The sequence below is a fragment of the Salmonella sp. SAL4457 genome (assembly GCF_046548235.1).
GTDB classification, from domain to species: Bacteria; Pseudomonadota; Gammaproteobacteria; order Enterobacterales; family Enterobacteriaceae; genus Salmonella; species Salmonella enterica.
The window spans coordinates 32,679-45,501 of record NZ_JBGDZO010000008.1 but is presented as its reverse complement, the minus strand read 5'-3'; the positions used below and the strand labels follow the sequence as shown (position 1 = coordinate 45,501).

Here is a 12,823-nt window from a genome sequence, read left to right as displayed (position 1 = left end):
GCATCTTCCTGACTTGAAATTTCGTCGGGTAGTATACACATTACGATAAGGGAGCGCGGATCAGTTTGCATACGGTGGTCAAATTCTGTATGATTCGCCGCCTTTGGTGCGTGTTGTGAGCATCAAACCCTTTACTATTAACTTCGCGTGGTGTCTGGCGTTAGGGCTGGAAGAGCGACGCGGCCTTACACTGAGGTTCCCCATGAAAAAAGGTATTCACCCGAATTACGTAGAAATTACTGCAACCTGTTCTTGCGGTAATGTTATCAAAACCCACTCTACCGTGGGTCACGACCTGAACCTGGACGTGTGCGGCAAATGCCACCCGTTCTTCACTGGTAAGCAGCGTGTTGTTGATACCGGTGGTCGTGTTGAGCGCTTCAACAAGCGCTTCAGCATCCCTGGCAGCAAATAAGTTACCGCCAGAAAAAAAAGCGCCGCAGGGCGCTTTTTTTGTTTTCTAGGGATAACAGTATTTGTTCAGACACATTCTGTGATCCGTAATCGCTTTCATTACGCTTCCTGCCGTGAGTTTTAACGAAGGATTTATAGTCAGTCCCGCGCTTTCCAGCCCCTTCGCTGTCCATTTATTGCAGGTATTGAGTATGCCGTAGCGGCCATTCGCGGCGTAAAACTGGCTATCGCCGTAAATTCCTTGTTTTAACGGAATCAGATTACCCTCTGCGTCACGCGCAAAGCTGCGGCCCAGATAACGCATCAGACTGTTACGCTGGTTTGTGTGCAGGAGCAGTGATTTTATCTCGCTACCGGCGAAATAGCGTTCTGGTTTACCGGAAAAGGCGACGATGTGCATAACCGCGCCGGATGACCAGAACATGGCCTGGAGCGTAAGCGCGGTGGTTATTTCTTGTGACTGATAAAAGCCCTTATCGCCCCAGCCGATTTCATACCACTGCGCCTCCTGAGCGAACCGTTTTTTAAGCTGTGGCAGAACGGTATTAACATCATGGGCCGGCGCAATAATTCCCGTGTGCCAGCCATGACTGACGATATAGATTTCCGTCGGGTAGGGCTGTCCGCCTGTCGTAGGTTTTACGGCTTGTGGAAAGGTTGTGCAGCCATATAGCAATAAACTTAACCAGGCGATAAAGAGATTTTTCATGACATATCACCAGCAAAGGCGCGGTATGTTGTGGCGTTTGTCTAATGACGCTGCGCTTATCGGGTCGGTGCCGGATTGGTAATTCATTGATATTTTTGCATTCCTCTTCGAGGGCAATAAGGCGAATGTCATAACTACAATACGTTTTAACCATTCAGGCGGAAGTTAGCTTCCGCCTGTTTTACTTTTACTATCTCGCTTTATTTTTTAAACATCTGCTCTGGATCGATAATCAGCGCCCGATAACCCAGCATACCGGCACGGTTACTGTGTACTTTTAGCTCCAGCATCACATCCTGAGTACCGTCTTTGACTTCATCCAGAACGGAAACGATCGGTTTTGTACCGCTCATTCCCGCTGTGGCCGAGTACATGAACATCGTTTTGGTTTCCGGGCGATATTCCGTGACGGAAGTAATGGCGCTGTACCAGTCAAAACCGCGCTCTTTACCATATTCCCACATTTGGGAAACCGTCATATTTTTTTCGTCAATCTGATATTCCACGCCGCGGGAATATTTCATTGACGGCATGGCCGGTTGTTCCATGCCGCGCGCATCGCCGTTATCAAAGGCGGTCACGACGGTTTTACCTCCGGTGCTTTTGGATGGCACTAACCAACCGGTATGTTGTGTCCATGTCCAGTCAAATCCACCGTCGCAGTGGTGAGCTTCGCAGGTTAGCGGTTTACCGTTGCTGTCTACGGGTTTCAGCACTTTTTTCGCCAGTTCGCCTTTCCAGCCGGATGGATCGGAAAGTATCCATTTCACTTTTTTATCGCGACCAATTTTGATGATGGCAGACTGGTGGCGCGAGCTAATGATAATGCTGTCGTCGCGAGGATCGTAGCTGACGGAGTTAACATGCGCCCAGTTGCGGCCCGGGCCGGAGCCCGCGATATCGCCGAAGGGTTGTTTTGCAAGCTGCTCTTTGGTCATGACCTGACCGGAATGTTCGGCATCGACGCTCAAACATACCGCTCCCTGATCCATCGCCAGAATAACGTCGTCACGATAGGGGTCGAGGATTTTTGGCAGATCCCAGTAATCGACGGTATCGCCGTTCTGGTCAACTTCAAGAATATGATCACGCACCGTATTGATGGTGTATTTACCATTTAATGGATAATTTTCTTTTGCGACACGCAGCAGGTAGGTGCCTTTCGGCGTTTCGGTAATGGCGTGCGAAAAATCAATAAATCCTTTTGGCAGTCGTTTATCGGAAATAACGCGGCCTAAGAAATCATATTTAAAGTAACGTTGACCCTGGCCAAAAATAAGATTGCCATCGTTAACCTGATGGAAGCTCATCATGGAACCAAAGCGCGTTATATCATCCTGGTTACGGAATTTATCAATATTCATATAGCCGCGAACATCGCCATTCGTATCGCTAATCCAGTTGATACCGGTATAATCCCAGTTCGCCGCGCCGCCTGCGACATGCATAATGTGGCCGGCTCTTGGCATCCCCGTTATATGGTTAAAAAGATATAAGCGATTTTTAAGCGAGCTATCGACTTTAACCGGTTCTACCGTAGGAAGAACGGCAGTTTGCCCGGTAGTAGAGGGTAATGATACCGGTGCGGCGTAAATGGACCACGTATAAGTTTGTTTTTTACCTTCTTCAGTCCAGTCAACTTTAACCTTATTGACATAATCTGGATACAAGCCAAATACAGGTATGCCGTCATGGGTATTTATAGCCTGCGGGCCGACATCATAACTGATCGGGATACCTTTTTCCCCTTTCCCTAAAACAGTAACCTTCACGTCCTGTACATTATGATTGGCTTTATTAATGATTGCTGTTAATGGGAAAACGCCGCCGTAGGGAGCGACATCGACCATACCTAATGGCCCCTCATGTACTGGAATGACATCTGCTGATGCGACCATTGGCCTGTTTGGGTCTAAAACGCCTGAGGCCAAAACGCTGCCGCTCAAACATAGGCAGCATAATACAGGTAAGACTTTCCTTGTAAATAACATATTTATTTCCCCATTCGATATTATCGATAAAATGAATGTATATTAACCTTCTTATTTATCGGAGATGAAAAAACATTTAAAAAAGTAAAACAATCCGCGGAGGGGAATAATGATGTTGGTCACAAATATGAGGTGTCCATGGTCTTTTTAACAATACTCATCGTTATACTATTTGTTCAGTAAATATATGGCGATGTATTATTATTAATGTACGCTTTGCTACGTGAAACATTAAATAAATATTGGAAGTTTAAATATAATAAAATTATATCGGTTATGGCATGTCGGGAATTTTTTTCAGGAAAATAACGAAGAGAAACTTATCATGTCTGACAAATTTATCCACCGAGGGCTATTGGGGAAGATGAACATTTAGAACAATGTCGGAGATAGCCGCGTACAGGGGGAATCGTTAAAAAAGCGCGGCCAGAGGCGTTCTGACCGCATGCTTTGCTATCAGTATTCCCACGTTTCCGGGTCAATCCCCATCTCACGCATGATCTCTTTTGCCGCTTCCGGGATTTCATCGCTGCGCTCTTTTCGCAGATCGGCATCATCCGGCAAGGGTTGCCCGGTAAAGGCGTGCAGAAATGCTTCACACAACAGCTCGCTGTTGGTGGCGTGGCGCAGGTTGTTCACCTGACGACGCGTACGTTCATCGGTGAGGATTTTTAACACCTTCAGAGGAATGGAAACCGTAATTTTTTTGACTTGCTCACTCTTCTTACCGTGCTCAGCGTATGGGCTGATATATTCGCCGCTCCATTCAGCCATGAGATACTTAATCCTCTTCGTCATTAATATTGAGGTCTGAACCTGAGCCCGGACCATAATCGCGCGTAGTTTACCGTAGTGGCGCGGCCCTGACACGAAGTTAGCGGTCGCAGATGTGCGCTAATGCATATAATTTTAACGGCTATTTGCGGTTTGCTCAATCTATACGCAAAGAAGTTTAGATGTCCAGATGTATTGACGTCTGTTGTGGTAGTGGTTAATCTGTGGCCTGACTTTCACCGACTCAGCCAGGAATATCTTCATATGACGCGTAAACAGGCCACTATCGCAGTGCGTAGCGGATTAAACGATGACGAACAATACGGCTGCGTTGTGCCGCCAATCCATCTCTCCAGTACTTATAACTTTACCGGTTTCAATGAGCCGCGCGCGCATGATTATTCCCGCCGCGGTAATCCCACGCGTGATGTTGTTCAGCGCGCATTAGCGGAACTGGAAGGCGGCGCGGGCGCGGTATTGACGAATACCGGCATGTCGGCGATTCATCTGGTCACCACCGTTTTCCTCAAGCCGGGCGATCTGCTGGTCGCGCCGCATGATTGCTATGGCGGCAGTTATCGTCTGTTTGACAGTCTGGCGACACGCGGCTGTTATCGTGTGCGGTTTGTCGATCAGGGCGATGAACGCGCCTTACAGGCGGCGCTGGAAGAAAAACCGAAGCTGGTACTGGTAGAAAGTCCAAGTAATCCATTGTTACGCGTGGTGGATATTGCGAAAATCTGTCGGCTGGCGCGCGAGGCGGGCGCAGTGAGCGTCGTTGATAACACGTTTTTAAGCCCGGCGCTGCAAAATCCGTTGGCGTTGGGTGCCGATCTGGTGTTGCATTCATGCACGAAATATCTCAACGGTCATTCGGATGTCGTGGCCGGCGTGGTGATTGCGAAAGATCCGGAAGTGGTCACTGAACTGGCGTGGTGGGCGAATAATATTGGCGTGACCGGCGGGGCGTTTGATAGCTATCTGCTGCTGCGCGGTTTGCGAACTCTGGTGCCGCGTATGGAGCTGGCGCAGCGCAACGCGCAGGCGATTGTGAAATATCTGCAAACCCAGCCGTTGGTGAAAAAACTGTATCACCCGTCGCTGCCGGAAAATCAGGGGCATGAAATTGCCGCGCGCCAGCAAAAAGGCTTTGGCGCAATGTTGAGTTTTGAACTGGATGGGGATGAGGAGACGCTGCGTCGTTTTCTGGGCGGGCTGTCGCTGTTTACGCTGGCGGAATCTTTAGGGGGAGTGGAAAGTTTGATCTCTCACGCCGCCACCATGACGCATGCCGGTATGTCGCCGCAGGCGCGTGCCGCCGCCGGGATCTCCGAAACGCTACTGCGTATCTCCACCGGTATTGAAGATGGCGAAGATTTAATTGCCGACCTGGAAAATGGCTTCCGGGCTGCAAACAAGGGGTAAACATGAGTGTGATTGCGCAGGCAGGGGCGAAAGGTCGTCAACTGCATAAATTTGGCGGCAGTAGTCTGGCGGATGTGAAGTGTTACCTGCGTGTCGCAGGCATTATGGCGGAGTATTCGCAGCCTGACGATATGATGGTAGTGTCCGCCGCAGGCAGTACCACCAACCAGTTGATTAGCTGGCTCAAGTTAAGCCAGACCGATCGCCTTTCTGCGCATCAGGTATTACAGACGTTACGCCGCTACCAGTGCGATCTGATTAGCGGGCTGCTTCCCGCCGACGCGGCAGATGATTTAACCAGCGCTTTTATTAGCGATCTGGAACGTCTTGCCGCCTTGCTCGACGGCGGCGTAACGGATGCCGTCTATGCTGAGATCGTCGGACACGGCGAAATTTGGTCGGCGAGATTGATGTCCGCCGTCCTGAATCAGCAGGGGCTGGATGCCGCCTGGCTGGACGCGCGCGCATTTTTACGCGCCGAACGCGCCGCACAGCCGCAGGTTGATGAAGGGCTATCTTATCCTTTATTGCAGCAGCTACTGGCGCAGCATCCGGGCAAACGTCTGGTCGTGACCGGCTTTATCAGCCGCAATCATGACGGCGAAACAGTCCTGTTAGGCCGGAACGGTTCCGACTATTCCGCCACGCAAATCGGCGCGCTGGCGGGCGTTTCCCGCGTGACCATCTGGAGCGATGTCGCGGGCGTTTATAGTGCCGACCCGCGCAAAGTGAAAGATGCCTGCCTGCTGCCGTTGCTGCGTCTGGACGAAGCCAGCGAGCTGGCGCGTCTGGCGGCGCCTGTTCTGCACGCCCGTACGCTACAGCCAGTGTCCGGCAGCGATATCGATTTGCAGTTGCGCTGTAGCTACACGCCGGATCAAGGGTCAACCCGAATTGAACGGGTGCTGGCTTCCGGGACGGGCGCGCGTATCGTGACCAGTCACGACGATATCTGTCTGATTGAGTTTCAGGTGCCAGCCAGCCAGGATTTCAGGCTTGCGCACAAAGAGCTCGACCAAATTTTAAAACGGGCGCAGGCGCGTCCGCTGGCGGTGGGCGTGCATCGCGATCGCCAGCTATTGCAGTTCTGCTATACCGCCGAGGTAGCGGATAGCGTACTGAAACTCCTCGACGATGTCGGGCTGCCGGGCGAATTGCGCCTGCGGCAGGGGCTGGCGCTGGTGGCGATGGTCGGTGCGGGCGTTACTCGCAATCCGCTACACTGCCATCGCTTCTGGCAGCAGCTTAAAGGTCAGCCAGTGGAATTTACCTGGCAGTCGGAGGAGGGCATCAGTCTGGTGGCGGTGCTGCGTACCGGCCCAACTGAGAGCCTGATTCAGGGGCTGCATCAGTCGGTTTTCCGCGCCGAAAAACGCATTGGCCTGATGCTGTTCGGTAAGGGGAACATCGGCTCCCGTTGGCTGGAACTGTTTGCCCGTGAACAAAGCACGCTTTCCGCGCGTACTGGCTTTGAATTTGTGCTGGCGGGCGTGGTGGATAGCCGCCGTAGCCTGCTGAATTATGAAGGGCTGGATGCCAGCCGCGCGCTGGCATTCTTTGATGATGAAGCCGTTGAGCAGGACGAAGAGTCGCTATTCCTGTGGATGCGTGCGCATCCGTATGATGATTTAGTGGTGCTGGATGTGACAGCAAGCGAGCAACTGGCCGATCAGTATCTTGATTTCGCCAGCCACGGTTTTCATGTGATTAGCGCCAATAAACTGGCGGGCGCAAGCGCCAGCGATAAGTATCGCCAGATTCATGACGCGTTTGAAAAAACCGGGCGTTACTGGCTGTATAACGCCACCGTGGGCGCGGGGTTGCCGATCAACCACACGGTGCGGGATCTGATTGACAGCGGCGATACGATTCTCTCGATCAGCGGGATCTTCTCCGGGACGCTATCCTGGCTGTTCCTGCAATTTGACGGTACGGTGCCGTTTACCGATCTGGTGGATCAGGCCTGGCAGCAGGGGCTGACCGAACCCGATCCGCGCGTCGATCTTTCCGGAAAAGATGTCATGCGTAAGCTGGTGATTCTGGCGCGCGAGGCGGGATACGACATCGAGCCGGATCAGGTGCGTGTAGAATCGTTGGTGCCGGCGCATTGTGAAGAAGGGTCTATCGATCACTTTTTCGAAAACGGCGACGCGCTGAATGAACAGATGGTGCAGCGTCTGGAGGCAGCCCGCGAACTGGGGCTGGTGTTGCGTTACGTGGCGCGTTTCGACGCCAATGGCAAAGCGCGCGTCGGCGTTGAAGCGGTGCGTCCGGAACATCCGCTGGCGGCGCTGCTGCCGTGCGATAATGTCTTTGCTATTGAAAGCCGCTGGTATCGCGATAACCCGCTGGTGATCCGTGGGCCGGGCGCGGGTCGCGATGTGACCGCCGGGGCGATTCAGTCGGATATCAACCGCCTGGCGCAGTTGCTGTAATAAAGGCAAGTTCGTGAGCGAAGCGCCGGGTTGCGCTTCGCTCCCTCATCAATACGTTATGCAGTCATTCTGTAGATACTGATATACGAAGCGCCATCCGATTGCTGACGAAACATTATGGCGTGATGCTTTTTACATTCTCAACCCGGACATCCATCCGGGGGTAAGGAATATTGATGCCGTTTTCATCCATTGCTTCCTTGATATTTTCCAGAAGATCGTAGTAAGTACTCCAGTACTGAGTGTTGGGCACCCATACGCGAACATAGAAATTCAGGCTAGAGGGCGCAAGTTCGCCCAGGCGGACCGTAATATCGCGGGTTTTATCAATGCGATGATCTTGCTCAATAATACGATGTATCACGCTTTTTACGTCAGCAATACGGCTTTGGTAATCCACGCCAATAATCAGATCAATACGTCGATAGGGGTGTCGTGAATAGTTGATAATATTATCAGCAATAATTTTACCATTCGGGATGACAACTTCTTTGCTATCCGCAGTGAGCAGAGTGGTGGAGAAAATATGGACCTTTTCTACTGTGCCGATAACCAGGCCAATTTGCACAATTTCCCCGGCGCGGAAAGGACGCAGGGAGACAAGCAGTACGCCTGCGGCAAAGTTGGAAAGTGACCCTTGCAGCGCCAGACCAATGGCTAAACCCGCCGCGCCGATAACGGCAATAATTGAGGAGGTTTCTATACCGACACGGCCAAGAGCGGCTACTGCCGTGAAAGCTATCGTGATGTAGCGAACCAGCGCGGAGAAAAAGTGGACAATAGTGGCATCCACTTCCCGCCTGAGAAGTAATTTTTCCAGCCCCCTCGATAGTAAGCGAGCTATTAACTTACCGATGAAAAGTAGAATAATGGCGGCAACAACATTCCAGCCAAAATGAATTACCGAGTCACTGTGCTCGGCCATCCATTTGATCGCGCCTTTAATTTTTGGAAATAACTCAAAACCTTCCATGTTTATCCTCTGTCAGCAGTATCCGCGGTATTAGCGGTAATAAAACGGTTCATTTTTGCCTGGATAATCGCCGCGCCGACGGGTGGTAGCAGTAACGCCCAGAATAGTGTCCAGCCGGTTCGTATTCCGCCATCTTCGTTTTTATTCGCCAGCAGATCGCGGATTTCGTCGCTAAGCGTCAGACACAATATGGCTGTGCCAAACGGCATAATGGCTGACAGCCATCCCGCGCCACATGCGGTCATGAGTCGGGGCGAAGGCGCCACAAATTGCATTTCCCGGTGAATTCTGAAGAACCAATAAATAATATAAAATGGAATGAAAAAGGCCAATAATGCGACGACAACGGGTTCTGCGCACTCAGGTCGCTGGGTTGATGAGAACCTTTTGGGCGGTGCAATATAGAAAAGTTCTTTTTTGAGCGGTAATAGTAGCAAAAGCGCGATAACCGCTAAAGTAATTACGATTATTCCTATATAAGGAATTGAGTATATAAATATAGACAGATAGCCAGCGATGATAAATTTGAACAGTAAGCAGAGGCTAAATAAAATAACAAATGTCTGAGCACTGCCGATAGCGCTGAAAAGCAGCATGGGGACTAACAGTGTTATGATCCCCACACCCAGATTAATTAAAAACTGCGCTATGATAAGCCTGACTACGCCAGACGGGCCATTTATGCAGAAGGAACAGACCACGCCAATGATTAACAGGAGCGCAACAAAGTAGAAGGGGTAACAATTTTTTATACGGCAGACAAACCAGCTGGCAACCATACCCAGGAGGTATCCCAGTTGGCCGCCAACGAGAATGGCGCCAATACGATCGGCTGGAATAGACAGAGATTTACTCCAAAAATAAACACCATACGACGATCCCAGCGAACCGATAAAAGAGAGCACCAAAAAGAAAAAAGTGATCCCCCAGAATCGATAGCTACTCAGGAGATCGGCGCAGGTCCATTTTTTATCTGACATTGACGGTAAAGTAATTTCCATATTTATCCCTTGTTTTCCATAGAAAATAAGAATGTATAGAACTATTTAAATTGATAATAAATATTGATTATGTGAATAACGTTTATAGCCGATCTTAACTTAAAACGAAGGGCCATTTTATCAAATAGTTCTATTCTTTTTCAGCGTGTAAAAGCAGGATGTGAGGTGATTAAATCTATAGCGCCTTCTGAATGATAATCTGTGATTTTTTATGCGTGGCATTACATCATTGGGTTAAATGTGATTCCATTGTGAGTTATATTTTTCCGTCAGCAAATACAGAATTTGCGTGACGCGTTTGGCGGAATAGTGGGCGCTTTGCTGGAATTCAGGTTGTTGCCATAGCCAGGTAACAAAGCGGCGACTGGCCGCCAGATTAACGGCGACACCTTGTTCTAAGTGGGAACCGGTTAACGAACAGACCATTTTGCGGTTGTGACCTTGCCCCCAGAGTTGCCACTGATTTTGCCACCATCCCTGCCATGTTTTGCCTAACAGTTGCCACTCTGCGCGGCAATCGTCATCGTTTATCTCTTCCTCAACGAACCACAGCGAGGAGAGACGCTGGCGAAACCGCTCCGCCCATGCCGTAATGACCGCGCCGCGCAAAAAACACTCATGGGCAATGATGTGTGTCGCGACATCAGGAAAGCGGTTTTTCAGCACCCGAAAATGACCATGCGCCGTAATGACCGGGCGAAGTATTGTTCCTTGCGCGTTACGTTTAAGCGCCGCCGGGCCATACTGAATCTCATCGAACTGACTGCGCTGTAAAAATTGCCGTTCTTTAATGGCGATACGGTGAATAATATCGCCCTTCTCGCCCTCGGGCGGCGCAATTCCTTTCCAGTGGTAATGCAAACTTTTTCCGGCAGACAGTAACGTGAAATTGCTGGAAAGGTGAAGAATATTGCCGCGAACAGCATCAAAACTGAATAAAAAGTACAATTGCTGGAAGGCATTCGCTCCCTGAAACGGTACGAGCAGCGGAATACTGCAAATCTGTTCCGGCGTTTCGGCGACATTCAGCGCGTGCTGTTTTGGCGTCCAGACTTTCTTACAGTACTGGCACTGAAGTCGCTGCGTTCCGCCGGGATTACGTCCATAACGAATCCATGTTTTTTGATAGCAGTCGGGGCAAAAGTGACCATGCTCTTTGGCATATTGCGCGATATAAGCAGACGCCCAGCGGCGAAATTCCCCCTCGTTGAAGAGCGGCGGATAACTGCCGCAGGCTCGACAATGCAATGCCGGATAACCCAGGCGATAGTCTGGCCACACATAATCCGGCGAGTCAGGCAGTCCAAGATTGCGACAACCAGCGCTTTTGCAGGCATTAATGGTGAACAGAGGCGGCATACATTTTACCAACGATTTTGGCAGGTCGTTGATTCTGCCTTCATAAAACGGTACGAGGGTGTGAGGACTCTCACATAAAAAAACCTTTCAGAACGTAACGTAGCGAATCTTTATATGACTGAAAGGGACTTATTTATGAAAGTAAAACTGCTTGCTGCCGGTATTTTGTTCACGCTGCCGTTCTGGGCCTGCGCCAAAGATGTCACCATTATTTACACCAACGATCTACACGCCCATGTGGAGCCTTATAAAGTGCCGTGGATTGCTGACGGTAAACGCGATATTGGCGGTTGGGCCAATATCACTACGCTGGTGAAGCAGGAAAAAGCCAAAAATAAGGCGACGTGGTTTTTTGATGCCGGAGATTACTTTACCGGACCGTATATCAGCAGCCTGACGAAGGGTAAAGCGATTATCGATATTTTGAATACCATGCAGTATGACGCTGCCACTATCGGTAATCATGAGTTCGATCATGGCTGGGACAATACATTGTTGCAACTGAGCCGGGCAAAATTCCCTATCGTGCAGGGCAATATTTTTTATGAGGACAGCAGTAAATCCTTCTGGGATAAGCCGTACACCATTGTTGAAAAAGATGGCGTCAAGATTGGCGTAATCGGCTTACACGGTGTCTTTGCTTTTAATGATACGGTATCCGCCGCGACGCGCGTGGGCATTGAGGCACGCGATGAGATTAAGTGGCTGCAACGTTACATTGATGAACTTAAAGGTAAAGTCGATCTGACCGTCGCGCTGATCCACGAAGGCACCCCGGCCCGCCAGTCCAGCATGGGGAATACCGATGTGCGACGCGCGCTGGATAAAGATATTCAGACCGCAAGTCAGGTAAAAGGGCTGGATATTTTGATTACCGGCCACGCGCATGTCGGTACGCCGGAACCGATTAAAGTCGGTAATACGCTGATCCTCTCAACGGACAGCGGCGGTATTGATGTCGGCAAACTGGTGCTGGACTACCAGGAAAAGCCGCATCAGTTTACCGTGAAGAACTTCGAGCTGAAGACCATTTTTGCTGATGAGTGGAAGCCAGATCCGCAAACGAAACAGGTGATCGACGGCTGGAACAAAAAGCTCGATAAAGTCGTGCAGCAAACGGTGGCGCAGTCGCCGGTTGAGCTGACCCGCGCGTATGGCGAATCGTCGTCGCTGGGGAATCTGGCGGCGGATGCGCTGCTTTTTACGGCGGGGAAAGACACCCAGTTAGCGCTTACTAACTCTGGCGGTATCCGCAACGAAATCCCGGCTGGCGCGGTGACGATGGGGGCGGTAATCAGTACCTTCCCGTTCCCTAATGAACTGGTCACGATGGATTTAACCGGTAAACAATTGCGCAGCCTGATGGAGCATGGCGCTGGCTTAAGCAACGGCGTATTGCAGGTGTCTAAAGGGCTGGAGATGAAGTATGACAGCAGCAAACCTGTCGGCCAGCGGGTTACCGTGCTGACGCTCAATGGCAAGCCGATTGATGATGCGGCGGTTTATCACATCGCTACCAACAGCTTCCTTGCCGACGGCGGCGATGGTTTTGCGGCATTCACGGAAGGCCAGGCGCGGAACACCTCCGGCGGCTACTATGTGTCGAATGCGATAGTTGATTACTTTAAGGCGGGCAACACCATCACGGATGAGCAGCTCAAAGGGATGCGCGTTGCGGATGTGAAGAAGTAATTTCCCCTGCCGCGGCGCGTTCAGTGTCGCGGCGTGACATGAAGAAAATT

General features: G+C 50.7%; 10 protein-coding genes. 4 read left to right on the top strand and 6 right to left on the bottom strand.

All coding sequences use genetic code 11. The features are described 5' to 3' along the window. The first annotated feature begins 202 nt into the window (after nt 1-202). Nucleotides 203-415 (top strand): 50S ribosomal protein L31, encoded by a 213-nt coding sequence (gene rpmE / locus ACLJNW_RS20330; RefSeq protein ID WP_000715284.1) that lies wholly within the window; start codon nt 203-205, stop codon nt 413-415. Between the two features lie 45 nt (nt 416-460). On the opposite strand, the gene ACLJNW_RS20325 is transcribed toward rpmE, so the two are convergent. The 3 genes from ACLJNW_RS20325 to metJ form a co-directional block, all read right to left on the bottom strand. Then, nucleotides 461-1,123 (bottom strand): TIGR02117 family protein, encoded by a 663-nt coding sequence (locus tag ACLJNW_RS20325; protein WP_000792801.1) that lies wholly within the window; start codon nt 1,121-1,123, stop codon nt 461-463. Nucleotides 1,124-1,323: 200 nt separating this feature from the next. Continuing rightward, nucleotides 1,324-3,114: an aryl-sulfate sulfotransferase gene (locus ACLJNW_RS20320; protein ID WP_000899639.1), complete on the bottom strand. Its 1,791-nt coding sequence runs from the start codon at nt 3,112-3,114 to the stop codon at nt 1,324-1,326. 456 nt (nt 3,115-3,570) lie between these two features. Further along, nucleotides 3,571-3,888, bottom strand: coding sequence for a met regulon transcriptional regulator MetJ (gene metJ / locus ACLJNW_RS20315; RefSeq protein ID WP_000852811.1), 318 nt, complete (start codon nt 3,886-3,888; stop codon nt 3,571-3,573). Between the two features lie 264 nt (nt 3,889-4,152). On the opposite strand from metJ, the gene metB reads away from it, so the two are divergent. After that, complete coding sequence (metB, locus tag ACLJNW_RS20310) at nt 4,153-5,313, top strand: cystathionine gamma-synthase (protein ID WP_000197216.1); 1,161 nt, start codon at nt 4,153-4,155, stop codon at nt 5,311-5,313. A gap of 2 nt (nt 5,314-5,315) precedes the next feature. Continuing rightward, nucleotides 5,316-7,748: a bifunctional aspartate kinase/homoserine dehydrogenase II gene (metL, locus tag ACLJNW_RS20305; protein ID WP_000110811.1), complete on the top strand. Its 2,433-nt coding sequence runs from the start codon at nt 5,316-5,318 to the stop codon at nt 7,746-7,748. A 115-nt stretch (nt 7,749-7,863) separates the two neighbouring features. Here the strand turns inward: metL and mscS are convergent, their stop codons facing one another. The 3 genes from mscS to ACLJNW_RS20290 form a co-directional block, all read right to left on the bottom strand. Next, nucleotides 7,864-8,721: a small-conductance mechanosensitive channel MscS gene (gene mscS, locus ACLJNW_RS20300; RefSeq protein WP_023204372.1), complete on the bottom strand. Its 858-nt coding sequence runs from the start codon at nt 8,719-8,721 to the stop codon at nt 7,864-7,866. Between the two features lie 2 nt (nt 8,722-8,723). After that, a complete protein-coding gene (locus ACLJNW_RS20295; RefSeq protein ID WP_023204373.1) occupies nt 8,724-9,722 on the bottom strand; it encodes a hypothetical protein in 999 nt (332 codons plus the stop codon). 234 nt (nt 9,723-9,956) lie between these two features. After that, nucleotides 9,957-11,081 carry a hypothetical protein gene (locus ACLJNW_RS20290; RefSeq protein WP_001134808.1) on the bottom strand — a complete coding sequence of 375 codons (1,125 nt, stop codon included), beginning with the start codon at nt 11,079-11,081 and terminating at the stop codon, nt 9,957-9,959. A gap of 135 nt (nt 11,082-11,216) precedes the next feature. Between ACLJNW_RS20290 and ACLJNW_RS20285 the strand changes: the two genes are divergently transcribed. Continuing rightward, the gene (locus ACLJNW_RS20285) at nt 11,217-12,773 is read left to right on the top strand and encodes a bifunctional metallophosphatase/5'-nucleotidase (RefSeq protein ID WP_000865260.1); all 1,557 of its coding nucleotides are present in this window, start codon (nt 11,217-11,219) and stop codon (nt 12,771-12,773) included. Nucleotides 12,774-12,823: the final 50 nt, after the last annotated feature.